The 26,393-nt window shown below is 40.8% G+C and carries 24 protein-coding genes, 1 pseudogene and 1 riboswitch; of the genes and pseudogenes, 12 read left to right on the top strand and 13 right to left on the bottom strand.

Annotation, left to right across the window (positions count from 1 at the left end; translation table 11 throughout):
• The first annotated feature begins 375 nt into the window (after window positions 1-375).
• Window positions 376-2,151: an alpha/beta hydrolase gene (locus FC83_RS07720; protein WP_057002597.1), complete on the top strand. Its 1,776-nt coding sequence runs from the start codon at window positions 376-378 to the stop codon at window positions 2,149-2,151.
• A gap of 70 nt (window positions 2,152-2,221) precedes the next feature.
• Here FC83_RS07720 and FC83_RS07715 read toward each other — a convergent pair whose 3' ends face one another.
• Window positions 2,222-2,428 (bottom strand): hypothetical protein, encoded by a 207-nt coding sequence (locus FC83_RS07715; RefSeq protein WP_035455513.1) that lies wholly within the window; start codon window positions 2,426-2,428, stop codon window positions 2,222-2,224.
• A 374-nt stretch (window positions 2,429-2,802) separates the two neighbouring features.
• Here FC83_RS07715 and FC83_RS17410 point away from each other — a divergent pair.
• The 4 genes and pseudogenes from FC83_RS17410 to FC83_RS07695 all read left to right on the top strand — a co-directional run.
• A pseudogene (locus FC83_RS17410) lies at window positions 2,803-2,933 on the top strand (tyrosine-type recombinase/integrase); the annotation flags it as partial.
• A gap of 328 nt (window positions 2,934-3,261) precedes the next feature.
• Window positions 3,262-5,061: an alpha/beta hydrolase gene (locus FC83_RS07705; protein ID WP_057002595.1), complete on the top strand. Its 1,800-nt coding sequence runs from the start codon at window positions 3,262-3,264 to the stop codon at window positions 5,059-5,061.
• A gap of 261 nt (window positions 5,062-5,322) precedes the next feature.
• On the top strand, window positions 5,323-6,054 hold the full coding sequence (locus FC83_RS07700; protein ID WP_420805627.1) for an ion transporter: 732 nt from the start codon (window positions 5,323-5,325) through the stop codon (window positions 6,052-6,054).
• A 154-nt stretch (window positions 6,055-6,208) separates the two neighbouring features.
• Window positions 6,209-6,520: a hypothetical protein gene (locus FC83_RS07695; protein ID WP_035455519.1), complete on the top strand. Its 312-nt coding sequence runs from the start codon at window positions 6,209-6,211 to the stop codon at window positions 6,518-6,520.
• Between the two features lie 42 nt (window positions 6,521-6,562).
• Here FC83_RS07695 and FC83_RS07690 read toward each other — a convergent pair whose 3' ends face one another.
• From FC83_RS07690 to FC83_RS17310, 3 genes are all read right to left on the bottom strand, one after another.
• On the bottom strand, window positions 6,563-7,936 hold the full coding sequence (locus FC83_RS07690; RefSeq protein ID WP_035455522.1) for a (Fe-S)-binding protein: 1,374 nt from the start codon (window positions 7,934-7,936) through the stop codon (window positions 6,563-6,565).
• Window positions 7,929-9,332: an FAD-linked oxidase C-terminal domain-containing protein gene (locus FC83_RS07685; RefSeq protein ID WP_035455525.1), complete on the bottom strand. Its 1,404-nt coding sequence runs from the start codon at window positions 9,330-9,332 to the stop codon at window positions 7,929-7,931. Before FC83_RS07685 ends, FC83_RS07690 begins: the two co-directional genes overlap by 8 nt.
• Window positions 9,333-9,554: 222 nt before the next feature.
• Entirely contained in the window at window positions 9,555-9,692 is a 138-nt protein-coding gene (locus FC83_RS17310; protein WP_156405578.1) for a hypothetical protein, read from the bottom strand.
• Window positions 9,693-9,908: 216 nt separating this feature from the next.
• On the opposite strand from FC83_RS17310, the gene FC83_RS07680 reads away from it, so the two are divergent.
• Window positions 9,909-10,316, top strand: coding sequence for a pyridoxamine 5'-phosphate oxidase family protein (locus tag FC83_RS07680; protein ID WP_035455527.1), 408 nt, complete (start codon window positions 9,909-9,911; stop codon window positions 10,314-10,316).
• Here the strand turns inward: FC83_RS07680 and FC83_RS07675 are convergent.
• Window positions 10,297-11,613 carry a sensor histidine kinase gene (locus FC83_RS07675; RefSeq protein WP_035455549.1) on the bottom strand — a complete coding sequence of 439 codons (1,317 nt, stop codon included), beginning with the start codon at window positions 11,611-11,613 and terminating at the stop codon, window positions 10,297-10,299. The genes FC83_RS07680 and FC83_RS07675 overlap by 20 nt on opposite strands.
• A complete protein-coding gene (locus FC83_RS07670; protein ID WP_057002594.1) occupies window positions 11,600-12,289 on the bottom strand; it encodes a response regulator transcription factor in 690 nt (229 codons plus the stop codon). The genes FC83_RS07675 and FC83_RS07670 overlap by 14 nt, the downstream gene beginning before the upstream one ends.
• A gap of 195 nt (window positions 12,290-12,484) precedes the next feature.
• Between FC83_RS07670 and FC83_RS07665 the strand changes: the two genes are divergently transcribed.
• From FC83_RS07665 to FC83_RS07655, 3 genes are all read left to right on the top strand, one after another.
• Window positions 12,485-14,704 carry a glycosyltransferase family 39 protein gene (locus tag FC83_RS07665; protein WP_081763197.1) on the top strand — a complete coding sequence of 740 codons (2,220 nt, stop codon included), beginning with the start codon at window positions 12,485-12,487 and terminating at the stop codon, window positions 14,702-14,704.
• A gap of 40 nt (window positions 14,705-14,744) precedes the next feature.
• Window positions 14,745-15,704: a glycosyltransferase family 2 protein gene (locus tag FC83_RS07660; protein WP_035455530.1), complete on the top strand. Its 960-nt coding sequence runs from the start codon at window positions 14,745-14,747 to the stop codon at window positions 15,702-15,704.
• A gap of 289 nt (window positions 15,705-15,993) precedes the next feature.
• Entirely contained in the window at window positions 15,994-17,382 is a 1,389-nt protein-coding gene (locus tag FC83_RS07655; protein WP_057002598.1) for an amino acid permease, read from the top strand.
• A gap of 59 nt (window positions 17,383-17,441) precedes the next feature.
• Here FC83_RS07655 and FC83_RS07650 read toward each other — a convergent pair whose 3' ends face one another.
• The 4 genes from FC83_RS07650 to FC83_RS07635 are packed head-to-tail and all read right to left on the bottom strand — an operon-like array spanning window position 17,442 to window position 20,239.
• Window positions 17,442-18,179 (bottom strand): ABC transporter ATP-binding protein, encoded by a 738-nt coding sequence (locus tag FC83_RS07650; protein WP_035455532.1) that lies wholly within the window; start codon window positions 18,177-18,179, stop codon window positions 17,442-17,444.
• A 2-nt stretch (window positions 18,180-18,181) separates the two neighbouring features.
• Window positions 18,182-19,204, bottom strand: coding sequence for an ABC transporter substrate-binding protein (locus FC83_RS07645; protein ID WP_057002593.1), 1,023 nt, complete (start codon window positions 19,202-19,204; stop codon window positions 18,182-18,184).
• Complete coding sequence (locus FC83_RS07640) at window positions 19,201-19,974, bottom strand: ABC transporter permease (protein ID WP_035455534.1); 774 nt, start codon at window positions 19,972-19,974, stop codon at window positions 19,201-19,203. Before FC83_RS07640 ends, FC83_RS07645 begins: the two co-directional genes overlap by 4 nt.
• Window positions 19,943-20,239, bottom strand: a complete 297-nt coding sequence (locus tag FC83_RS07635) for a thiamine-binding protein (RefSeq protein WP_035455536.1) — start codon at window positions 20,237-20,239, stop codon at window positions 19,943-19,945. The genes FC83_RS07640 and FC83_RS07635 overlap by 32 nt, the downstream gene beginning before the upstream one ends.
• Before the next feature lie 60 nt (window positions 20,240-20,299).
• Window positions 20,300-20,402: riboswitch (TPP riboswitch) on the bottom strand.
• Between the two features lie 169 nt (window positions 20,403-20,571).
• Between FC83_RS07635 and FC83_RS07630 the strand changes: the two genes are divergently transcribed.
• On the top strand, window positions 20,572-21,465 hold the full coding sequence (locus FC83_RS07630; RefSeq protein WP_035455539.1) for a phosphate ABC transporter substrate-binding protein PstS family protein: 894 nt from the start codon (window positions 20,572-20,574) through the stop codon (window positions 21,463-21,465).
• A 75-nt stretch (window positions 21,466-21,540) separates the two neighbouring features.
• Here the strand turns inward: FC83_RS07630 and FC83_RS07625 are convergent, their stop codons facing one another.
• Both FC83_RS07625 and FC83_RS07620 read right to left on the bottom strand, forming a co-directional pair.
• A complete protein-coding gene (locus tag FC83_RS07625) occupies window positions 21,541-22,884 on the bottom strand; it encodes a glucose-6-phosphate isomerase (protein WP_035455542.1) in 1,344 nt (447 codons plus the stop codon).
• A gap of 105 nt (window positions 22,885-22,989) precedes the next feature.
• On the bottom strand, window positions 22,990-23,859 hold the full coding sequence (locus FC83_RS07620; RefSeq protein WP_057002592.1) for a GRP family sugar transporter: 870 nt from the start codon (window positions 23,857-23,859) through the stop codon (window positions 22,990-22,992).
• A gap of 301 nt (window positions 23,860-24,160) precedes the next feature.
• Between FC83_RS07620 and FC83_RS07615 the strand changes: the two genes are divergently transcribed.
• On the top strand, window positions 24,161-25,213 hold the full coding sequence (locus tag FC83_RS07615) for a tagatose 1,6-diphosphate aldolase (RefSeq protein ID WP_035455545.1): 1,053 nt from the start codon (window positions 24,161-24,163) through the stop codon (window positions 25,211-25,213).
• Window positions 25,214-25,291: 78 nt separating this feature from the next.
• Here FC83_RS07615 and FC83_RS07610 read toward each other — a convergent pair whose 3' ends face one another.
• On the bottom strand, window positions 25,292-25,606 hold the full coding sequence (locus tag FC83_RS07610) for a winged helix-turn-helix transcriptional regulator (RefSeq protein ID WP_420805626.1): 315 nt from the start codon (window positions 25,604-25,606) through the stop codon (window positions 25,292-25,294).
• A gap of 121 nt (window positions 25,607-25,727) precedes the next feature.
• Here FC83_RS07610 and FC83_RS07605 point away from each other — a divergent pair, with 121 nt between their 5' ends.
• Window positions 25,728-26,339: a nitroreductase family protein gene (locus FC83_RS07605; RefSeq protein WP_420805628.1), complete on the top strand. Its 612-nt coding sequence runs from the start codon at window positions 25,728-25,730 to the stop codon at window positions 26,337-26,339.
• Window positions 26,340-26,393: the final 54 nt, after the last annotated feature.

Below are 26,393 nucleotides of genomic sequence, written 5' to 3'. Positions count from 1 at the left end.
AGTAGGCGTTAAGCCCTACTTACCCAATTTATAAATTCAGGCGTTCCAAATAGTTCACAGAAATGTTGGTAAATCAAAGCTTTCAGTTTTCAAGGCTTCACCGGTTTTCAACACTACAGAGCGTGTACGGCGTAAGATTATTGAATCAAATTATGCTGGCTAACTTTGTAAGCGTGAATGATTAGTGATAGGCATGAATAGTCATGCCTATTTTTTTATGCCAAAAAGTCAGTCTATTGAAAACTCTGGCGTGTTTTGTGGTGCTTAAACATCATACCGTTTAAGGCTTGTTTGCGCTGCAGGATACCCATTTATAATATATATTGCATTTTGTACCATTTTATTCACTGAACAAAAAATAACTTGGAGGAAACTATGAAAAGACTGCCACTACATAATTCAGCAGCAATCTTAGGTACCATTTTGGCAATCCTATTGCCTTTTATTTTTTTCAATGCACCAAATTCTGTACAGGCCGCTACTGAAAATATTGCAGCGACCATGCAAATTCAAACCCCGCAACCACCAGTTACTGGGACAACAACGTCAAATCAGCCAAGCCTTAAGACAATGCCCGCTCAACGTGAGCCAGTAGCAGCAACATCGGTAGAATCAGCGCCACTGGCGAACGGCCAAGCCACCGGTGAACCAACCGCGACACCTGTTTTGGCAAATACAACCCAACCTCATACCAACAAAACAGCACCAGCCAAACAGCCCCTGGTGCCAACAACCGACAGCACAGCCACTGCTACTGCCACGTCTCAAAATGATCCAGTTTCTGATCAATACCAGCCAACTGACACCACCACGGCCACAGCATCTGACAAAACAACGAAGGACGCATTAACTACAAAATCTAAGAACAACGATGCTCTTGAACAGACAACAACCAAAACAACTGTTGCAACAGCGAAAGATGGCCAAGAAGTACCTGTTGACCAAGCCCATGATTTGCAAAATACACCTGATCACGTTAATACGGTCATATCTAGTACAGCCGACTCAAACGACACGCTCACTTTATCAGCTATTAACCAGTCTATGGACCAAACAATTCGTCCAAAAATCAATGGCCTGATTGGCAATTTGATAACAGATATCACTAGTTTTTCAGGTGCAGCAGCTATTTATCCCTTTGCTTTTACAAGGGCCTCAAAATTAGTGGGTGATTTTCGGGCACTGTTATCCTCCAATGGCACCAATATCAATCAAATATGGTCTAATCTTGATCAAAAATATAACCCCGAATATTCAAAGACATTTTATACTGAAGCCAAAAATTGGTATGACCATCAAGTTCCTAAAGAAACCTGGGCAGTCCCCTTTTACGATGATACTTCTAAAAGCGTCCGCGCAACTTATCTTAAACATAATGACTCAACTAAAACCGTCATCTATGGTCAAGGCTGGACCACCGAACCTGAGTGGATGGGCTACATTTCCAAAGTATTTTACGACCTGGGCTACAATGTCTTAATCACTTACAGCCGCGGGCAATATATTAGCGATGGTAATTTCATCACCTTTGGTACGAAAGACAAATATGACTGGCAAGAATGGATCAAAAAAGTTGATGCCAAAAATGGTCCGACTAGTAAAGTTGTCCTCTATGGTCAATCCATGGGGGCAGCTACTGTCCTTGAAACTGCTGCGGTGCCAAAGTTATCGCCTTCGGTAAAGGCAGTTGTTGCGGATTGTAGTTTTTCAACAATGCCTGCACTAGCTTATTCACTTTATGAGCGTGCAGCTAATACGCTAAATAAGCTCACTACAAAAATTGGTATTAATTTAAATGGCCAAATTCCGCTGTTGCCATTCAATAAAGTTTTGACAGCATTCAGTGCCATCAATCACTTCTTCCAGGGTAACACGGTGGATGATTGTTCAGGTATCACTGCGGTGAAAAATTCCAAAGTACCCACATTATTCATCTCAACAACAGACGACGGCTTTATTCCCTGTACTGAAACAGCAGCGCTATACAAAAACAGTATGGCCCGCGACAAAGTACTCTGGTTATTAGATGGCAAAGTAGGCGGCCATGCGACGGCCAATAATGCCGTTTTAGCCTATCAGCAACATATCAAAGACTTTTTAACGCCAGTTATCGATCGAACTAAGCCATTGACGCAACTGGCAGTAGCCTAGATAACAATCAAAATTATTCCGTCACGATTAAAGCCTCAGCAATTTCTATAATTTTTTGCAATGTCGCTAGTCAGGTAACCGGTTGCCGGTTATCGTATGCTTCTGTAAATTCAGGAATAATGTCATTTAAGTAGTCCTCTAATTTGGGGTTATCTTTAGCAAGTTGGTCAGTCTCATCGGCAAAACAATCTTGGATGGTAAAAACATAGCTTTCCAAATCCGGATCTGTAAAAGCTGCCTTTAAAATTTCTAATGCGGCACGTTCACTTTGTTTCAATATTTTCTCACCTCGAATACCATGATTGTTAATGCCAGGCAATTGTTGTTTGTAGCGGAAAATTAGCCTGTTCCACCATTTTCATGAGCTCTGCGTATAGATATTGATAATAAATATGAGGATAATCATCAATGACATTGTCAATTTTTGTGGCTTTTCTCGATTTGCTATACCAAATTTCACCCTCTGCACCAAAAAGACCGTGGCCATTGCCGCCGAGGAACTTAAAACTAACATTGCATCCCCAAACTACGTCAGACCCACTCATCTTACTTTTTAATAGGTTTATGACGCTTAGATTGAGCAGTATCAACAACTGGTTTAAGCACGGACTCAAGCATAAGGTTTTTTTACAACGTCCGCACAATCCATATAATGGTTTTCGGCATACCTACGCTACCCTGGGCTTTGAGAGTGGGTTGTCTATCAAGGAAGTCCAGGCCCAACTAGGGCACGGGACTTTCAAACGACAATGGATATTTATACAGCAGTCACGAATAAATAAAAAAGCAAGATTGCGGGTAAATTTTCTAATATATCAATTTTTAAGTATGTACTCCCTAACTCGGATAGCAAAATAGTGAAGTAGGCGTTTCGCCCTGCTTACCCAATTTCTAACCTGGACATCTTCTCAATACGAGAAGATGTTTTTTAGTACCATAATCTCAAACCCATGAATTGATATGTTATAATTATTCGGGTATAAATTCCATATTTTTGGCCGCTCAACATCAAAATACGTAAAAGTTCATTTGATTTACACGATATCATTCTCAATAACTACTGCACCTTTGTAATAGCTATATAAAAAAAACAATAATTTGGAGGAAGCTATGAGACAACTGCCCCTACATAATTCATCAGCAATCTTAGGCACTATTTTGGCAATCTTTTTACCCTTTATTTTTTGCAATGAACCAAGTTCTGTACAGGCCGCCACCAGTAACATTGATGCGACAGTACAAATTCAAACCACCCGTCAACAGCAGCCTGTTCCTTCAGCAACCGCTACAAATCAGCAAAACCTTGGCTTGGCTACAAGCCAAGCTAAGACAAGTTTGTCAACAACAGCACCTAGATCAGCGCCACTAACCGATAATCAATCAGCTGACATAGCCATTTCAACGGACACATCTCCAATTAAAACTACAAATACAACACAATCAACTCAGCAAATTGTTCAAACAACCACCCCTGATCATCCGTCCACAACGACAACTGACACACCCCCAGATGATGTAACGACTGATCAGTCTCAACCAAGCCCATCAACTGATACACCGGAAACCATAATACCTGGTAAAACACCCAACAGTGCCATAGCAACCAAGCCCGACGGCAACGATCCGGAACAGGTAGAAACCCAGCCAGCTGATACAACACCAACGACCACGACCAAGGCAGATGAAGAAGTAATCAACGATCAAATCAATCATTCACAGACTACATCTAATTCCGCCAATACTACCACGATCAGTCCGTCAAGCCAAAATAATAGCCTCACGACTTCATCTGTAAATCAGTCTACGGATCAGACCATCCATCCAACAATCAACGGTATTATTAGTAATTTGATAACAGATATTACCAGCTTTTCTGGTGCCGCCGTAGTTTATCCTTTTGTTTTCACTAGAGTGGCACAGTTAATGTCTGATTTCCGTACATTACTCTCACCAGATCGCTATAATATTGATCAAATGTGGACTGGTCTTGATGACAAATATAACCCTGAGTATTCAAAAACGTTTTATACCGAAGCCAAAGACTGGTATGACAATCAAGTCCCTAAAGAAACTTGGTCCGTCCCTTTTTATGATGATACATCTAAAAGTGCCCGGGCAACCTATATCAAGAATAATGATTCAACCAGTACCGTTATTTATGGTCAAGGTTGGACTACTGACCCTGATTGGATGGGCTATATTTCCAAAGTATTCTACGATATGGGTTATAACGTCTTAATCACGTATACGCGCGGCCAAAACACCAGCGATGGTAATTTTATCACCTATGGTGCTAAAGACAAATATGACTGGCAAGAATGGATCAAAAAAGTGGATGCTGAGAATGGACCCAATAGCAAAGTCATTTTGTATGGTCAATCCATGGGGGCAGACACCGCCCTTGAAGCCGCTTCAGTTCCTGGTTTATCCACTTCTGTAAAGGCGGTTATTGCTGATTGTGGCTATTCCACAATGCCTTCTTTGGCTTATTCCATTTATCAAGATGCCGCTAAGACTTTAAATGACCTTACTTCTATGGTTGGAATTAATCTAAACGGCCAAATTCCGCTACTGCCATTCAATAAAGTTTTAACATCGCTAAGTGCAATCAATCATTTTTTCCAAGGCAATACGGTAGATGACATTTCAGGTATTACTGCGGTCAAAAATTCCAAGGTACCGACATTATTCATCTCAACAACAGACGATGGTTTTATTCCAAGTACCCAAACAACAGCACTTTATAATAACAGTGCTGCTAGTCTCAAAGAACTCTGGCTATTAGATGGTAACGTGGGGGGCCATGCCTCAGCCAACAATGCTGTTTTGGCTTATCAACAGCATATCAGAGACTTCGTAGCAAAAGCTGAAGGTCAATCTGAGCCACTGGATCAATTGGCGGCAGCTTAAACAGTTATAAAATTAATACTTTTTTATTAACCTACAAGGAGCCCTTAGATTCGAAATTTCTGTAATCTAGGGGCTCCTTTTTTTCGTAGATTGTTAATTGACAACTTTGGAGTATAATTCCAATAATAACGTTTTTGTCGCAACGAATGATGTCTATTTTTACGGGAGTCACTTTGCATATCATTAACAAGATACCCATCTTTAATTATGTTTTTTAAAATCAAAATTATTAGCAAAAAAATATTTTGGGGTGCTTTTATTTTGAATACATTTAATAAGATTTATACTATATTTATTTCTCTATTAGCTTTAATTTCAGTTATTATGGTTGTGGCCGATTTCTCTAACACTATCAATATTAACCGTGTACCGTATTTATGGATCGATAATAGCATTCTAATTATTTTTACATTAGATTACTTTGGCCATCTGTTTACATCCAAAAATAAAATAGAGTTTATTAAAACTCATATTTTTGATTTACTTGCTATTATTCCTTTTAGCACAATATTTTATTTTTTCAGATTATCCCGTATATTTCGAATTGTGAGAATTGCTCGAGTTTTTCGCTTTGCCCGTCTGATTGGTCTTATGGGTAAACTTCAAAAAAACAGTGCTAAATTTTTAAAACATAATGGCTTAATCTATCTTATATACATCAGCATTGTACTGTTACTTATTTCATCTGTTCTTTACGCTTTAGCAGAATCAGTACCTTTGTCTCAAGCACTGTGGTGGGCAGTCGCAACAGCAACAACTGTAGGCTATGGTGATATCAGTCCTCATACGCTAATAGGTAAACTTGCAGCGGTCTTGCTTATGTTTGTCGGCATCGGCTTCATTGGTATGCTGACGAGTTCAATTACAACTTACTTCACGGATACCCATGAAGATAGTAAATATGATCAGATTATTAAGAAACTAGAATCTCTCGAACGAGAAAATCAAGAACTGAGTCAACAAATCCGTGAATTAAAAAAAGACCATCTGTAAGTGTTTTAGCCGGTCCCAATTATCAATTCATACCACTATGATTGCTGCCCTGTTTGGTTTGCCCCATATTACCTTGCACTTTTGTCACAAACCTTGTGTTTTAAACTAGTAATTGAGATAATCAATAAAATATTATGGTTTTGAGGTGATTTTGGTGAGCTTAATTAGTATCGTTTTAGATTTAATAGCTTTAGGGGCTTATTATCTGCAACTACAAATTCCAACCCTTAGTCTGCGCGTCATGGGCATCTTTTTTCAAGCACTTATTGTAATTATTACCTTGGTATTGGTTATCACTTATAAAGGTCGACGCTTTGGGCGCTTTTATGATTATGACGGTCATGCCCGGCCTTTTACCATCAGATTTGCCATTATTTTTGTATCTTTTTTGATTAATGGGCTCGTATTAGTGCTTTATATCTTCAGCATCACCGGGCGTAATACCTTAATTTTTTCTGGTAGCTAACTAAAAGGCGCTGTGATCAATTCGGTCACGGCGCCTTTTTCATCAAGAATTTTGTACAGCAATAATAGCCTGTTGATTTTGGGTACGGGTGTAATTCACGGCATCTAATAAAAAGTCTGTAATTGATTGCACCTGAACCTGCTCATCAATACCTGCACGCTTGACGCCTAAGCGCATCTGCATAAAGCAGCCAGGGTTAGCGGTGATGATCCGTTGCACACCTGACAGAGCTGTAATCTTAGCCATCTTTAAATCTAAAATATGGTTAGCTGCAGTTGGTTCTACCATGTTGTAAATACCGCCAGAGCCACAGCAGCCTACCCGTTCTTCCATTTCTATCAGCGTCACACCTTGAATTGCTTGTAGCAATTGACGTGGTTCTTGGGCGACGCCAAAAACGTTTTGCTGATGACAAGAATCTTGATAGGTGATTTTCGTTGGTGGCATTTGTAAGGCTAATTGATCAAAGCCCGTCAATGTTAAAATTTGGGTCACATCTTTAACCTTAGCAGAAAAGGCCTTGGCCCGTGGCACCCACTCTGGATCATCTGCTAATAGGCGGGGATATTCTAATAATTCAGCTTCACAACCACCAGCATTATTGACAATAAAATCAATTTTTTCAGCTTCAAAGACAGCGATATTTTTCTTAGCCATTTCTCTGGCCAGCGCTTTTTCACCACTATGGTCGGATAAAGCGCCACAGCAAATCTGCTTAGCTGGTGAGATCACGTCACAGCCAGCTAATTGTAATAAGACTTTTGACGTGCTATTCACATGTTGGAACATAGAACCCATTAAACAGCCTTCAAAAAAGGCCACACGATAGGTTTTTTTCTCTGGAAAATCGGCTGCAAAAGGCCGAATATCCACAGGCTTCTTATAAGCACGTACATCCGGTAAAACTGCCTCCATTGCCCGTAAACTTGCTGGAAATAAGCTCATAATATGCAACAAGTGAGTTAATTTTTGTAGCCCTGAACGTTGATAAAAAGTGACAAAATCTGCCATGAAGTTTAAACGTCCGGGATGTGGGAATAATCCCCGAACAGTTAGTGATCGAATAACTTTTTCCTTCACACCTTGTTTATGATGATCAATCAATATTTGTTTGGCCGTCTCAATTAACTCCCCATATTGAACCCCTGACGGACATACTGCTTCACAGGCACGACAATCCAGACAGGTCTCAATTGTCCGGTAGAAGTCTTCATCGGGCTCTTTTTGCCCATTGGCGACAGCTAGCATTAACGCAATGCGTCCTCGAGGTGAATGGGACTCTTTAAAACCGGATGCAATGTAGGTAGGACAGGTGGATAAACAAAAACCACAGCGCATGCATTGCAATAATTTGTCCCGATTCATTTGGGTATCAAAAGCCTGTTGAATTTCGTGATCACTACTACGTTTAGTCATGAACAGCCACCTCACTTCTACCATACAACTTTTGCGGGTTCAAAATATTATCCGGATCTAAGGCCGCCTTAATCGCCGCATCGGCCCACATACCACTGGCACCTAATTTCCAAGGTAAATAAGCTAATTTTGCCAAACCCACACCATGTTCACCGGTCACCGTCCCGCCCAGTTCAATGGTCTTGCGATAAATTTCGTCAAAAGCTAAGTGGACTCGTTTCATTTCATCTTTGTCCCGCAGGTCGGTCAGACAAGTAGGATGCATATTACCATCCCCAGCATGACCAAAAGTACCGATATATAGCTTATATTTTTTGGCAGTATCATTAATGAATTTCACCAAAGGCGCAATTTCAGAACGGGGTACCGTGGCATCTTCCAGGACTGTCGTCGGTTTTACCCGCGCCAAAGCCGATAGTGCCGTCCGCCGAGCTGCCATGAGTTTAGCCCCTTCTGCTTCATCTTTAGCCACCTGAACATCAATAGCGTCACCTTGACGACATATTTTTTCAATCGTGGCAATGTCAGCATCGATTTCTCGGGGGTGCCCATCTTGTTGAATCAATAACATGGCAGCTGCTTCCGTTGGCAGCCCCACATGGGCAAAGTCCTCCACGGCTTTAATGGTCACTTGGTCTAAAAATTCCATTGTCGCCGGAATGATTTTCGCGGCAATAATATCACTGACCGATTGAGCAGCCGCTTCCATGGATCGGTATGTGGCAATCATAGTTTTATTAGCTTCAGGAATAGGCATTAACTTTAAAATAGCCTTGGTGATGATCCCTAAAGTCCCTTCTGAACCTACCATCAATTGTGTTAAGTCCAAACCGGCAACATCTTTAGTTAATTTACCGCCAGTTTCTACCACCATCCCGTTGGCTAAAACGACCTCAAGACCTAATACATAGTCTTTAGTGACCCCGTACTTCAATGCCCGCAGGCCACCTGAGTTTTCACTGATATTACCGCCAATGGTGGAAATTTGCATGGATCCAGGATCTGGCGGGAAAAATAAGCCTGCTGAGGCGGTATATTGATTAATCGCCTTGGTAATAACACCCGGCTCCACAGTTAAGGTTAAATTTTGCTGGTCAAATTCCAAAATTTGATTCATGCGCGTAAAGGTCATGACAATCCCGCCGGCAATCGGTACGGTGCCGCCACTTAAATTAGACCCGCTGCCCCGAGCTACAATTGGTAGCTGTTCTCGGCGGCAAATGGCTAATACTTCAATAATTTCGGCTTTGTTAGCTGGGGCAATGACCACATCTGGCTCATGATAATATTCAGGACTGGCATCATAACCATAGGTATAAATATCTGTAGCATCAGTCTGAATGTTTTGTGGCCCAACGATTTGGCGAAGTTCTTCAATTATTTCTGGTTGAATCATGAGACACCTCCGTTTGAGTAAGCGCTTACTAAAAAATAATAGCTAATTGCTAGATAATAATTATTATCAGTTCAATCTTAGCATAAACCCAATTAAAATTAATTTTAAAGTGTCCCGCTAACTGATTTGTAGGGAGTTCCCTAACCTTTTCACAAACAAAAAACCAAGTCCAGTATATTAGACTTGGTTTTGGCAATATTTATACGGCACACAATGTTTATTTTAAACTAACACTTTGGTCTTCATATTTTGAATTGCTTCTTGAATCGTCTGTCCCTTACCAGTGGTACTGGCATCCAAGGTACTAATGACTGTAAAGATCTGTGTTTCCGTATTCAATAAAATCCTGTATTTCATCATAAAACCTCCATTCAATGTCCCGAATGGTTTACGGTAGCGAATAACTATACTTTACGCTACCCTGGCAAGGAATGTATCAGTCAGAAGTATGATTTTTACAGTAAACTGCCATTAAGGGGTATACTGGACTTGAAAAGTTAGAAGAGTCAAAATCTTTGACTTTTTATAAGGTTTACAGGTATCTTTACAGTGACAATTTGAAAGGAAGTTGATTTTATGGCTAATTTAACAGATGCTATGAAGGCAATGATTGGTGGTAATTTAGCTTATATTGCAACAGTTAATGAGGACGGCCAACCCGATGTTGGTCCCAAAATGTCCATGCGGGTCTTAGATGATAATCACCTGATTTATAACGAAATGACTGGTCGCCAAACCATGCATAACATCGCCAATAATGGCAAGGCAATTGTGGCGGTCGCCAACAAGGCAGAACTTAAGGGTTTCCGTTTTGCCGGCCCAGCTAAACTTTATACAGACGGTCCTTATTTTGAACAGGCTCAAGCTTTTGGGACTGCAAACAAATTACCAGCACCAAAAGCAGCCGGTGTTATTACTATCGAAAAAATCTATATCTTAGACCCTGGCCCTCATGCTGGTGAACTCATCGCTTCGGACGATTAGTATTGCCCCAAGGTAATGAGATGACAAAACTAGCCCCTTTGGGATGGATATTTCGGACTTTAATGCTGCCGCGATGCTGTTTGACGATCCATCGGGCAATTGTGAGACCTAGCCCATTACCACCTGTGTATTTGTTGCGAGCGGCATCGGCCCGATAGAATCGCTGGAATATCAGTGGTTTGTCACTATCTGCAATATCTAAACCAGAATCGGCAACTTCAATCCTAAAATAATTATCATAATGCTCTGCAGTTAACCAAATGCTTTCATGGGTTTGGGTATATTGCAGGGCATTATTTAGTAGGATAATCACAAGTTGTTTGATCATTTTCACATCAATGTTTAAATCAACTTGAGTTTGGATGTCATAGGTGAAGGATTTTTGTTGACTGGTGGCAATTTCTTGATAAGTTTTGCACAGCGTTTCTAACCAAGTCATCTCTGTGATAGGTTGTTGCTGGATAGCGAGCTGTTCGGCATCGGTCCGCGCTAGTAACAATAAATTATCAGTTAATGTCTGCAGTCGTTTAATTTCATTCAGTGTCTCAGCAATTTCATCCGCCACCTCAAGAACATTTTTATCTGGTTTAGTTAGCAAATATTCTTGTTGGCTTTGAATCACGGCCAATGGTGCTCGCAATTCATGGGCCGCATCTGCCGTAAATTCCCGCTGCCGCTGCCAAGCTTTTAAGATGGGTTGCATAGACCAATAAGATAACCCATAACTAAAACCTAGGGCTAATAACCAAAAAATTGCAATCGTAATCACTAATGCCTTGACAAAAGCATTAACGGATTGTAGTTCCCCGTCGATGTTTTGCAAAATCAAAACGTAGCGACCGGCTTCAGCATAACGGTCACTATTTTTCGGCAATTGCACGAGTAAGGTCCGAAAAGTTCCGCCATTCGTTTGCAAGGTTTGTTTTTGATCGACTTGGTGTTTATTCAGCTTCAAATTTTTCAAATACTCATAATTACGCTGACCTAAATTATGGTCATTCACAATTTTTCCTTGCGCATTATAAGTGAGCTGAATTGATTTAAAAGGTTGACTAGCTAGCATCGGCGGTTGACGCCGTCGATTTTGCGGTAATGGTTGTAGAGGCTCGGTCTTATTAGGCGGGTGCAACACCATTGCCTCTTCTTGGTCCAGCGTTGTATCAATATTGCGATAAACATTACTTCTAAATAGATAAAAAATCACTAATCCAAGAATTAAGAAGATGACGGTAAAACTTACCAACTCACTGATAAAGAGCAGTAACCGTTGCTTTTTGGCAGGACTATTTGTTTTCACTTTCAACTTTTAATAAATACCCCACATTCCTTAAGGTTTTGATTTCAAAACCAGTGGCTAAACTTATTTTTTTGCGCAAATTACTCATATAGACTTCCACAACTGTCAGTGCCGTGGTGGAATCAAAACCCCAGATGCGATCAAATAATTGGGCTTTGGTAATAATTGCGTTCTTATTTTGAATTAAATATACTAAAATGTCGAATTCCTTCGCATTTAAGTTGACCAGCTTGGTCTGAATCTGAACTTGATGTTTAGTGATATCTAGGCGTAAGTCCCCAACTTGCAGCCGGTCACTGCCTAACAATAAACCATTGCGTTTTAACAAGGCCTTAACCCTTGCTAATAATTCTTCCCGGTGAAATGGCTTGGTCAGATAATCATCTGCACCCAGCTCAAATCCTTTTAACTTATCCGTTAGGGTATCCTTGGCAGTTAGAATTAATACTGGTGTCGTGACAAAGTTTTGCCGCAATTCTTTTAAAATGTCGAGCCCATTTTTGTTAGGCAACATTAAATCTAAAATAAGCAAATCATAAATATTCGTTTGCGCTTGGCTGAGCCCCACTAAGCCATCAAAAACCGTTTGAACGTCCGCAAAATCAATAAACCGTTTGATATTGTAAGCTAACTCTTGATCATCTTCGACAACTAAAATATTTGGTTGAGTCTCCATTATTAAATTCCTTCATATTTTTTTGATTTATTGTATACCTATTTTAACAGTTAATAACATAATTTTGTCAAAACCATGAAGCTTTTATGAACCTTGAAGATTTTTAAGGTTTATTTATGCTTGGCCTTCTAAACTTGAGCTATCAATTAGTTAAGACCGCGATTTGGGACTTAGCTATTTAAGGAAGTGACTGTATTGACAAAGAAAAATAGACGCGTGGATATCTATCTTATCTTAATTTTACTCTTGGCATTATTTCTTTATGGTTGGAATACTTGGAACGCCGGTACGGCAAATACTTACTATACCGCTGCTATCAAAAGTATGACCATGAGTTGGCATAATTTTTGGTATGCCGCTTTTGATCCAGCTGGATTTATTACCGTGGATAAGCCGCCGGTAGCCTTATGGTTTATGGCAATCTCGGCAAAAATATTTGGGCTGCATGGTTGGAGCATTGTGTTGCCTTCAGTACTTTTTGGGGTCGGTTCTGTTTATTTAATCTACAAAATGATTGCTCCCAAGTTTGGCGTTATTCCTGGCCGTTTGGCAGCTTTAGTCATGGTATTAACCCCAATTGCCGTAGCTGATTCTAGAACCAATAACATGGACGCCACCTTAATTTTCTTCTTACTATTAGCAGGTTGGTTCCTGCAAAAATCTGTGGATAAAGCCAAGTTACGATATTTATTCATCAGTTTTGCTTTAATTGGGATCGCCTTTAATGTCAAAATGCTCCAGGCCTACATGGTCGTCCCAGCAATGTTGTTATATTACTGGATAGCCGCTAAGAAAAAATGGCCCAAGCGTGCAGGTTGGCTAATGGTTGCCATGGCAGTCCTAGCGGTCTTCACCTTAATTTGGCCAGTTAGCGTCGATAGTACCAGTGCCAGCAAACGGCCTTACATCGGCAGTTCCCAGACCAATTCCGTGATGGAGCTCGCCTTTGGTTATAATGGGACCCAACGGCTATTAGGACAATCAACAGGTACCGGTGGTCGTTTCCCAGGCATGGGCAATAATAAAACAACCACAAAAACTAAGACTGGTACAAATCAAGCAATGCCTGGCGGCACTGGCAAAGCGCCAACTGGTGCGCCTGGTGGCAAAATGCCAACAGGTGCCGGCGGTAAAGCTACAGGTAAAGCCCCAACTGGTATGGGCGGTAGAAATCGTGGCATGGGCGGCGGCGCTGGCGGTGGTGCCTTTGATATTGGCACTGCCGGAATTACGCGCCTCTTTCAAACATCTTTGGGTCGCCAAATTAGTTGGCTTTTGCCTTTTGCAATTATCGGTTTTATCAGTGCATTTGCATATTATATTGATCGGAAGAAACGCTGGTATCAGTTAACCCAACAACAAAAAGAATTGCTCTATTGGATTGGCTGGGGTGTCCCTGTTTTTGCCTTCTTCTCTGTAGCTTCTTTCTTCCATCCTTATTATACAATTATGCTGGCACCTCCAATTGCCGCCTTGGTTGGGATTGGGGCCTATACTGGCTTTAAGCAATTCAAATCTCTAAGTTTAAAAAACTGGCGAACCTATTTATTACCACTAGCGTTCCTAAGCACCTTAGCACTACAAGCTTATTATGTCGCGACATATTACCTTTGGTTGACTTGGCTTTTAGCAGTTGCTGGGGTATTACTAACAATTTTGGCTTTTGGCTTCAAAGCTAAAAAACAGTTGAAACCAATTAGCATCGTCGGTCTAGTAGCTTTGTTATTAGCACCCGGTTGGTGGTCTTTGACCCCAACGTTAGCATCTGAATCCGCCCAGATCCCCACTGCCGGACCCGATTTACTCAACCAATCAGGTGGTGGTATGGGTAATGGCGGTGGTATGGATGGCCAAGGTTTGAGCACAACCACCCTAAATTACCTATTGAAGCACCAGGGTAATGCGAAATACCTGTTTGCAGCACCAGATACCAGTGCGGCAGCTTCAGTGATTATCAAAACTGGTAAAGCGGTGATGGCTATTGGCGGTTTCAATGGCACTGATCCATCCCTCACCTTAAAACAATTTAAGGCATTGGTAGCTAAAGGTGAAGTTAAATACTATCTCAGTTCCGGTAAAGGCAGTTCTACAGCTATTACCAAATGGGTTGAAAAATATGGTAAAAAATTAAATATTTCTGGTAGTAGTTCAACGACAACGACATCAAAAACCGCAAGTTCAAAAACGACTGCTAACAATCCCGGTACAACCGCCCCACAAAAACCAACAACAACTGGTGGGCCAAATGGCGCTGCGGCAGGCAATAGAACCGCTCGGCCAAGCATGCCGAATAATGCCACTGCTAAAACACGAGGTACAACACGACAAGGTGATTTCGGTGGTTTTGGCGGCTTCGGTGGTCAAAATCAAACGATTTATGACCTAACAAGTGCCATTAAAAAGAGCAATCAATAATTGCAAATTTTTGATATTCATATAGAAAGGACGCGTGTTCATGGATAGAGAACTTATTTCTATTGTTTTGCCAGTGTATAACGAAGAACCTGGCATTCAAAAAACAATTGATGTCCTCCTCAATTACTGTCAGAATCGACCCGAGGATTATGAATTAATTTTCGTCAATGACGGCTCCACCGATAAAACGGAAAAGATTATTAAAGAAGCCGTCGTTGAACGACCAGAAATCAAACTCGTTAATTTCTCAAGAAATTTTGGCCACCAACTGGCGATTTCAGCTGGCATTCATTACACCAGTGGAGATGCAGTCGTCGTGATGGACGCCGATTTACAAGATCCTCCCAGTATTATTCCGTCAATGATCAGCAAGTGGCACCATGGCTATGATGTGGTTTATGGTCAGCGCCTGCATCGTGAAGGAGAAACTTTTTTCAAAAAGGCTACAGCTGGGGCCTTCTATCGTCTGCTGGGCGATGTGACCAGTATCAATATTCCCCTGGATACCGGCGACTTTCGCCTGATGGATCGGCGGGTGGTTGACGTTTTAAAACGCATGCCCGAAACAGATCCCTTCGTCCGGGGCATGGTGAGTTGGGTAGGCTTCAAACAAGCTGCCGTGCGTTATGATCGTCAAGAACGCATTGCCGGTGAAACGAAATATCCTTTATCTAAAATGCTAAAATTAGCCACCGATGGCTTAGTTTCTTTTTCAATGGTACCTTTAAAGCTAGCCCAGTGGCTGGGTAGTGTCTTGTTGATTGGGGCTTTTGTCAGTTTCATCTACGGCATAATTACTGGCTTTGGCCTGGGTGTGGAGATTATGTGCTTGACCACGCTGATTGGTGGCTTTGTTTTATTAGCCATCGGTATCCTAGGTAATTACATTGGTCGTATTTTTGTTCAATCCCGAGCGCGGCCTTTATATGTTGTTTCAGAAACTGAAGGGTTTGCTAAACAAAGCAGTACAATTAAACTAGAAGATAGACAACGTATGTAGCTGAATAATTAAAAAATGACCTTGAATTCAAAATAAATTATGAATTCAAGGTCATTTTTTAATGGCTCACTTTTTTTGATAAACATCGTGACTTAGTTCCACAAACTTGATGGTAAATGTGACATTTTTCATCCAGCTTTTGTTTTTTAAATTTAATGACATCACAGGCGATGTTAGAATTTCCTTGACTAGAGCTTCTTTGTATCTTATCATTTTTAAGTGCGTTTCTCATGAATTATTCACTTATCAACTACTTTATAGAGGGGTTCTAATATTGGATTTCAAAAATATGTTTAAAAAACGCCCTATTGATCTGGACTTGATCCATAACAGTCCCTTAGAGCGAACCATTGGCCCCGTTGGCTTAACGGCCATGGGGGTAGGTGCTGTGGTAGGTGCGGGGATTTTTATCACCCCTGGTATCATCGCGGCCAGCTATGCTGGGCCAGCAGTCATTTTATCTTACATCGTCGCAGCTTTAGTTTGTGCCTTGTCGGCATTATGTTATTCGGAATTTTCATCAGCTATTCCTTTATCTGGTAGCGCCTATACTTATGTTTATATGGTCTTTGGCGAATTGCCAGCTTGGATCGTTGGTTGGGCCTTGATTTCCGAGTACCTCTTTGCCGTGGCTTCTGTTGCTGTGAGCTGGTCAGCTTATTTCCAGAATCTATTAACCAATTTTAATCTCCACTTACCAAATTTTCTAACAGCAGCTACTGGCACGGCCGGTCATCACGGTTTTGGCATCAACCTAATTGCCGGGATCGTCACGTTTTTAATTGGCTTATTATTGGCTGGTGGTTTGCGCGAGTCCACACGCTTGAATACCATCATGGTGTTCATTAAAATCTTTGTCATCATTTTATTTGTGGGCGTGGCGGCTTTTTCCATTAAAGCTAGCAACTATCACCCCTTCATGCCCTTCGGCGTACCCGGTATCTTTGCTGGGGCCTCCTTAGCATTTTATGCTTATATCGGCTTTGATGCAGTGTCCACTGCCTCTGAAGAAGTCAAAAATCCCCAAAAAACTATGCCCATCGGGATCATTGCCTCTTTGATCATTGCTTCTTTGTTATATGCTATTGTTTCTTTCGTATTGGTGGGTGTCGTTCATTATAGTCAGCTAAACGTCGGTGATCCCGTAGCTTTTGTTTTAAAAGTAATTCACCAAGACTGGGTAGCCGGTATTGTCTCGTTAGGGGCCGTGGTGGGAATGACCACCGTATTACTGGTGATGTCTTACGGGGGCACGCGTTTATTATTTGCCATCAGCCGTGATGGCCTATTGCCCAAGGTCTTTTCAAAAATAAATCTAAAAAATCATGTACCCTTAGAAAACACTTGGATCTTTGCGATTATCACCAGCGCTTTGGCCATGTTGATTCCTTTAGATATTATTGCAGAACTTGTTAATATTGGTACCCTATTTGCCTTTGCAATGGTCTCCATTGGCGTGATTTTTCTAAGACGTCTGCCTGACTACCACAAGTTGCCCAAAGCTTATCATGTCCCTTTATATCCTGTATTGCCGATTGTGTCCTTCTTATTATGTATCGGCTTAATGTTAAAATTACGGCCTATCACTTGGACCGTGTTCGCCATTTGGTTTGTCTTGGGATTAATTGTTTACTTCTCATACGGTCATCGTCACTCTGTTTTTCAAAAGGAAAAATAAAGTCAACAAAGAAGCTGAGAACGGCATTCAATTGCTGTTCTCAGCTTCTTTTCGTCGGCTTAAATATGCAAATCTGCAATGATTCGCCGTTTTAACTGTAAAAATTCATTAGATAACTCAAACTCACTAGCATCATGAAGTGCCTTGGGAATAGCAATCTCATCACTGATCACACTTGGTGTATTAGCTAATACATAAATCCGATTAGATAAAACCAACGCCTCATCAATATCATGGGTGATCAGCAGTGTTGATAAATGAATCTTGGCCATGATATCCAAATACCAGGTGTGTAAAGCTCGCTTGGTAATTGCATCTAATGCTGAAAAAGGCTCATCTAACAGAGCTAAGGGCTTATCAAATAAATAGGTCCGTAATAAAGCTGCGCGCTGACGCATCCCCCCGGATAAATCCGCCGGGTATTTATCCTCATAGCCACTTAACCCAAATTCTGCAAACAAGGGCGCTGCTTTGATTAAAGCGTGCTTTTTTTTAATGCCAGTAATCAATAATGGCAAGATGACATTATTAGCCACAGTGCGATAAGGCATCAACAAATCCTTTTGCAGCATGTAACTTACTTGCCCGGGTTGATTTAAGATAGATCGATCTTGCAAAAGTACACTGCCACTATCCGGCTGGCTCAACCCAGCAATAATATTGAATAACGTGGTTTTGCCAGAGCCAGAAATCCCCAGCAAACTAACAATTTCACCTTGAGCCACGTGTAAGTTGATATCTTTAATAATTGTCTTTTGATCAAATGATTTGCTCACATGTTCAACTTGTAACAGCATCCTTATTCCTTCTCAGGGAGATATTTATTGGTGAACCCTTGATTCTCCTGTAACTGGCCCTTCACTAATTTATTGGCGTTCAACCAACTATAAAACTTATTCCACCGGGTGGCATCAATATAGCCAAACTTGGGCGCATCTGCAATATATTGTGTCGATAAGAATTTCTGCGACACATCGACTAATTCGCCACTCTTGCCTTTTTTTAATTCAGGATTTTCATTCTTTAAAATTGTTGCTGCGGCTTGAGGATGCTTAGCCGCATAAGTATAGCCTTCAGCAACAGCCTTCACAAAGTCCTTGGTGACTTTAGGATTTTGTTTCATATACGCATTATTACCCACTAATACTGGCGTGTAATAATCGAAGGTTGAGTTGATATTACGGAAGGCAAAATAATTCACGGGATAATTTTGAATTTTAGCATTTTGGACGGCCCAGCCTTCGTACACCCAAATATCATCAATCTTTTTAGACTTCAGACCAGCAACTTCGTCCGTCACATTGCTAGGGACTAATTTGACATCCTTATAATTACCACCATCTTGATTCACAACTTCTTTGATAATTGCTTGTTCAATTGGTAAGCCCCAGGTTGAATAACGTTTGCCAGTCATTGCTTTAGGGCTGGTGATATTATCAGCCTTACGGGACATGATCCCTGAGGTATTATGCTGCAGTATCGCTGCAATAGCTGTGATGGGTTGTTTATTCTTACCCGTGATCACCCCAGCCATTGTATCTTGATAAGACACCCCAAACTGAGCTTTGCCAGCGCCAATTAAGCCTTCAGGACCATTTTGTGGCGGTTGAATAAATTTAACTTTTAGACCATATTTCTTGAAATAACCTTTTTCCTGAGCCACATATAAACCAGTGTGATTTGTATTCGGCGTATAATCTAACGCCAAAGTGATTGTTTTAGTTTTGGCAGTGTTGTTGTTACTACTTTTTTGACTGCCACAAGCTGATAATACTAAAACCAAGCTAAATAATATGGCGATCAAACCCCATTTTTTCTTCATAAAGCTTTTTCTCCCCTTTTCCACGGCATTGTCAGTCGCTGTAATAAATCAACGCCTAATATCAAGCAAAGACTGACTAATGAAATCAATACGATCACTGCAAACATTTTGTCATAAGCATAAACCTTCATTACCCGTGTCATGTAAACCCCTAGTCCAGCATCACCGCCAACCCACTCAGCAATAACTGCGCCAATAATTGAATAGGAAACAGAAATTCTGAGACTAGCAAAAAAATGCTCCAAGCTAGCGGGCAGCTTCACATACCACAAAATCTGCAGGCGATTAGAGCCCATGGTTTGCATTAATTTAATCAAATCCTGGTCAGCACTGCGCAAACCTGTGAGCATTTCCACCGCAACTGGAAAGAATGTGGTGACAATGATCAATAAGACCTTTGGTAAAATGCCATAGCCAAACCATAAAATCAAAATTGGTGCAATGGCATAGGTTGGAATCGTCTGGCTGAGCACTAATAACGGGTAAATCGCCCGATATAATAAATCAAAGCGCTCCATAATAATGGCAATGCTCACCCCTAAAATTACCCCCAATAATAGCCCCCAGAAGGCTTCCACTAAGGTAACCCACATATTGGCCATCAATAGGTCAAAGTCTTCTTGAAAGGCCACTAACACATCAAAAGGACCGGGTAAAAAGAAACGGGGCACAATCCCCGTAGCGGTCACCACATACCATAGGGCCAAAACTAAAATAACAACGGCTAATGGTAAAAGGCTAATGCTCGTACTTTTTAGTTTTATCTTCAATTGTTAACGCATCGCCTTTTGCTTGATAGTTGATTTTGACATAAGTCATGATTGAATCACCGCCAGCTTTAGCCGCAATCTTAGGTACTTCTGTGACGATTTGCATTAATTTGTCATAGTCACCATCAATTGTCGTTTCAAACGCACTGACTTGATAGGTTAAGCCCTGGGCCTGAATATATTCAATGACCTGATCCACAATATGTAACACTTTTGTTGTATCCTCACTCATTGGTAATACTTGAATTGCAACACTTGCATTCATCTTAAAACCTCCAATTAAATTAATAAAAAGACCTAGGTTAAAACCACCCTAGGTCTTCACTAAATTGCATGAATTAATTCCTACGATGGCATTACCCATATCAGGTCGAAGGGTCGAAAGCAGATTACTTTCCTCTCAGCACAAAGCTCCCCTATAAGTGTACGAACATAGTCATACAAAATTTATTGTATCATATTTCAATTCAAAATAATAACGGCGGCCATGTGAAAGCAAATTTACGTAAACGATACGAAACATTTACATAGTAACCGCAAGATATTTACATCAATTGCTTACACTAAAGGTACGTTATTGGAAAGGAAGATTAAAAAATGAAAAAGAGATTTTTGTTACCGTTGATCAGTCTTGTGGGCGTGTTTGTATTGGCTGGTTGCAGCAGCGGTTCTAAGAGTGCCAGTACCACTAGTAAAGCCAGTGGTACTGCGAAAATTACTGTTGTTGGTTCCACAGCACTACAGCCGCTGGTGGAGCAAGCTTCTACCCAGTATCAACAAGACAATAGCCAAGTACAAATCACTGTACAAGGTGGCGGTTCCGGCGCGGGCTTGAGTCAAGTTTCAGAAGGCAGCGTTTCTGTAGGGAATAGTGATATTTTCGCCGAAGATCAAAATGGCATTGATCCCAATAAATTAGTCGATCATAAAGTTGCCGTCGTCGGTATTGCACCAGTGGCTAATAAAGAAGCTGGCGTCACCAACATCACTAAGCAACAATTAATCGATATCTTCACCAAGAAAGTTACCAATTGGAAAGACGTTGGCGGTAAAGATATGCCAATCGTCATCATCAACCGGGCCCAAGGTAGTGGGACTCGGGCTACGTTTGAAAGTCTGGGCTTAAACAAACAAAAAGCAGCCACTGCGCCTGAACAAGATTCTTCAGGTACGGTTCAAAAAATGGTTGCCAGCACACCTGGGGCCATCAGTTACTTAGCCTTCTCTTACTTTAAAGATAATTTACAACCTTTAAGTGTTGATGGGGTTAAACCAACTGAAGCCAACGTTAAAATTAACAAATGGACAATCTGGTCTTATGAACACATGTATACCAAAGGTTCACCAAAAGCACCAGTTGCTAAATTTATTAATTACGTCCAATCAAGTCCAGTTCAAAAGACCTTAGTTAAGAAATTAGGTTACATCTCTATTAGCCAAATGAAAGTAGAACGTACTGCTGGCGGTCAAGTTAATGATGTCAAACCATAAATCCTATTAAAAAGCATGAAAAATACCCGGTGATCCTTCAAGGACCACTGGGTATTTTGTATCGTCAATTTAAAATTAAAGCCGTTCGTTTAATTCTTTGCCTAAAGCTTCAAACCCAGGTTTGCCTAACAAGCCAAACATGTTTTTCTTATAAGCTTCAACACCAGGTTGGTTGAATGGATTGATGCCATTTAAGTAACCAGAGATTGAAACAGCCATTTCAAAGAAGTAAATAGTATAGCCTAACGTAAAGGCAGTCCGATCAGGAATGTTCACAGTCATGACCGGCACACCACCATCAGTATGGGCTAAGACAACACCTTGATAAGCCTTGGTATTGACAAAATCCATGGTCTTACCTTCCAAGTAGCCTAAACCATCTAAGTCATTTTCAGCCTTAGGAATTTCTAAATCATGGTTAGGTTTTTCTAGTTTAACCACAGTTTCAAACATCGTGTTGCGACGGCCTTCTTGAATATATTGGCCTAATGAGTGTAAATCCGTTGAGAAGTTAGCTGAAGTTGGGTAAATCCCCTTTTGATCTTTACCTTCAGATTCGCCCATCAATTGTTTCCACCATTCGCCAAAGTATTGCAAGGATGGTTCGTAGTTTTCAAGAATTTCTGTCACATAACCTTTGCGATACAAAATGTTACGTAATGCCGCATACTTATAGGCATCATTCTTCGTCACATCTGTATCTGTGTAATCAGCACGAGCTGCAGCAGCACCCTTCATCAATTGATCGATATCGCCACCGGCAGCAGCGATTGGTAACAAACCAACAGCAGAAAGTACAGAGAAACGACCGCCAATATCATCAGGTACAACAAATTCTTCATAACCTTCAGCATCAGCTTCTGTCTTCAAAGCACCTTTAGCTTTATCAGTTGTGACATAAATACGTTTGGCAGCTTCTGCTTTACCGTATTTAGCAATCAACTTTTCTTTTAAGATCCGAAAAGCAATAGCAGGTTCGGTCGTAGTCCCAGATTTAGAAATAACGTTTAAACTGAAATCGCGATCGCCAATTTGTTCAATCAGATCATGTAAGTATGTTGGGCTAATGGAATTACCAGCAAAGAATACTTGTGGTACTTTACGATCGGGCGCAAAGTTGTAGAAGAAACTACCTAAGAAATCAATCGCAGCCCGGGCCCCTAAATAAGAACCACCAATACCAATTGCCACAAATACTTCGGAGTCACCTTGAATTTTTTTTGCAGCTTTTTGAATGCGTGCAAATTCGTCTTTGTCATAATCTACAGGTAAATCGATGAAACCACGAAAATCATTACCGGCACCAGTTCCCTTCCGTAATTCTTCATCCGCAGCATTTACCAGCGCTTGGATTTCACCAAGTTCATTATCATGAACAAATGGTGTTAATTTTGAGTCATCAAATGAAATATGAGCCATCAAATAAACCTCCTGTTTTTTATCCAGCAAAAAACTTCTTACACTAATGACTTTACTATTTTCATGTAAAAAAGCAAGCCATAAGCATGTAATCTTTTGCTTAATTTATTGTACAAACCCTAAAGAAACACCGCCTGCAATAACTAGCAAACAGCCAAGCACGGTATAAAACAATTCACGCTTAGATTTGTGCTCCCCTAAGAAGACAATACTGCCAATTGTGGAAATAATAATCCCAGTTTGTGCTAAGGAATAACTAATTGCCAAACCAACTTTACTCATGGCAATAAACATGGCTGCATTCCCTATCCCCCAAGTGATCCCGGTTAAAATATTTTTTGCGGTCGGTTTGGCCCAAGGATTTTTCCCCTGGCCGCGGGCTAAAATCAAGCCGCCAATCACCATGCCAATCGATTGGGGCAAGATAATTGAAACTGGATTTGAAAAATTGCCCCACTTCACGATAACCGTATAACCAAGATATCCCGCCGTAGAAATGATCAAGGCTCTTAGACCTTTTGAAAATTCTGTGCCGTCGGAATCCTTATTATAAACACTATGTTTATCCCGTAAGGATGTAAAAGTTGCCCCGGTGATTAAAAGAATTAATGCAATCGAGCCTAAAGAAATCTGTTTGGTGGTTTGCCATTCATGAAAGACCAATACCCCAGCAAGGGTGTTGAAAAATAGCTGCATCCCCGTGGACATTGGGACGGCTTTGGAGATACCGATATTCGTCATGGCTCGGAATTGATTACCCTGCCCAACAGCCCAAAGCATCCCTGATAATAAACCCACGATCAAAATCTTCAGATCAATGTATGGTCGGACTACTAAAAATAAACCCACACTAAAAACAAATGCACCCAAGGTCATGCCCAGGGTTTGTTGATAAGGGTTACCACCTAGCTTACCGCTAATTAACCCAATACTTCCCCAGGCAATAGCTGGGATAAGTGCCACTAAAATATTCACTAGATTGCCTCATTTCATTCAAATAATTGAATCCAAATTTAATAATGCACAAAGAAATAGTTTACCAAGAAAAATAGCTGATTGCCACTTTTTCCGAAAATTTTCTGGTCTAGTTAATTATAAGTTGACATCATGGCATATATAATCGATAAGTTTCAAGATAAGCAAGTCCATAGATTTTTGCTAAAAATAATAATACAATGAGAATTTCAAAAAATACATTGTATCATTTGAAGATTATGGCCTAGAAGACTAACATAGAATTTGTAAGATAATTATTCTATTTGGAGGGATTAGTCTCATGGCAAAGAAGCGCATTTCACGTGGTAAGTTTGAGAAAATGCAAAAATTATCAAACGATAAAGGTATCATTGCGGCACTTGCAATTGATCAACGTGGTTCCATGAAGCGCATCATGAAAGCAGCTGCTGAAAAAGCTGGTAAGACTTATAACATCGATATGGTCTATGAATTCAAGGAATTAGTTTCCCAAGAGTTAACCAAGTATGTTTCCGGTATTTTACTGGATGAAGAACTTGGCTTCAAAGGTATGAAATCCAAGAACCCACAATCCGGTTTAATTATGTCTTATGAACAGACTGGTTATGACGTCAATACAGTTGGCCGGTTCCCAGAATTGTTACAAAACGAATCTTTAGATCGTCTGATCAAAAAAGGTGCCGATGCTGCGAAAGTATTAGTCTATTACAATCCAAATGACCCTGCAGAAATTAATGATGTCAAGCATGCCTTCTTGGAACGTCTAGGTGAAGAAGGTTTGGCAGCTGACATTCCATTGTTTGTTGAATTTGTCACTTATGATGATAAAATTCCTGATAGCAAGAGTGCCGAATTCGCCAAAGAAAAACCACAATTAGTTTTGGATTCGATGAAAGAATTCAGCAAGGATAAATATCACATCGACGTGATTAAAGCTGAAATCCCAGTTAACTGGGACTTTGTTGAGGGCCATACTAAATCTGGCGTAAAACCTGTTTATACCCAAGCCGAAGTTGCCAAGACATTCAAAGATATGAACAGCCTAGTTGATCGGCCATTCATTTACTTATCAGGTGGTGTGCCTGCTGAAACCTTCCGTGAAGAATTGACCTTTGCCGGTGAATCTGGCAATAACTACAGTGGTATTTTAGGTGGCCGGGCAACCTGGTTAGATGGTGTGCAAGTTTATGCCGACGGTGGTAAAGATGCCTTGATTCAATGGTTGAATACCCAAGGTAAACAAAATGTATCCGAATTAAATGAAATTTTAAATAAATATGCAACACCATGGTATAACGTTTATGGTGGTTTAAATAACATCGACGTAATTGATCCGGAATTAGCTTCGATTTAAATCCCAAATTTTACCTGGTTAGTCATCAACCGCAAGATGGATTTTCTACTTGAAAATCCATCTTTTTTGTGGCATCAATCACAAGTTAGCCTGACCCCAAGCGTTTAAATTCTTGACGATTGGAATCAAGCTCTGCCCCTTAGGTGTTAACGCATAGGCCACGCGGGGTGGTATGGTTTGAAAATCATATCTGGCCACTAACTGCTCAGCGATTAAGGCATCTAAAGAGCGCGTCAGCATCACATTGGTAATACCTTTGACATCCCGTTTTAATTGGTTAAAGCGAATTTGTTCCTGCTTAGATAGTGCCCAGATGATATTCAAGCGCCACTTCCCACCTAAAATAGTCATGGCCTTGGCAACGCCACAATTCCAGTCTGGTGTCAATTTCACGTTTTAGCCTTCTTTACATTTCATATGTTATTTCAGGTTACAAAAATGTGCGTACTATGATTCTTAGCGTCATTCTATTATATTAAACATATTATTTCAATCAAGAAGGACTGACTAATTGATGACATATTTAGAATTTTTAGATCAACGTGAATCCATTCGCCATTTTGATCCCAATATGACCATTTCAGACACCACCATCCAAAGTATCTTACAACATGCGGCCAATGCCCCCTCCAACAATAACGCCCAACCTTGGCGGGTCGTTGTCGTCAAAAATCACACCAAACAACAGTTATTGCAAAAAATGGCTGCCAATCAAGCCCAAGTCGGGACAGCAGCTGCCGTTTTTTTACTTTTCGGTGATCCGACTGCTTATAATACCCAAACATTGATCCAATTTAGCTTAGCTCATCAGTTGCTATTACCAAACCAGGTCGCCGCGAAAAAACAACGCATTGAACAATACTTCACCTTACATCCTGAAGACAAACAAACACCAGGTCTGCGCTTAGATGTTGGCCTATTTGCCATGAATCTCATGCATGTGTTGCGCACTTATGGCTATGACGCTACGCCCATGCGCGGCGTTGATTTTCGACAAATTAAAACTTATCTGACCATTTCCGAAACTTGGCAAGGTATTTTAATGCTGCCCGTTGGTAAAGCGCTCGTCCCTGGTCACGATCATGTGCGGCGAAACGTGGCTGAATTTGTCAAGATCATTCATTAAATCGAGTAGGAGGCCCTGACAGGCCGACCTCTCACACCACCGTACGTACGGTTC

Source organism: Agrilactobacillus composti DSM 18527 = JCM 14202, assembly GCF_001436375.1.
Lineage (GTDB): Bacteria > Bacillota > Bacilli > Lactobacillales > Lactobacillaceae > Agrilactobacillus > Agrilactobacillus composti.
The sequence above is the reverse complement of the archived record's forward strand: the minus strand, read 5'-3'. Positions and strand labels throughout refer to the sequence as shown.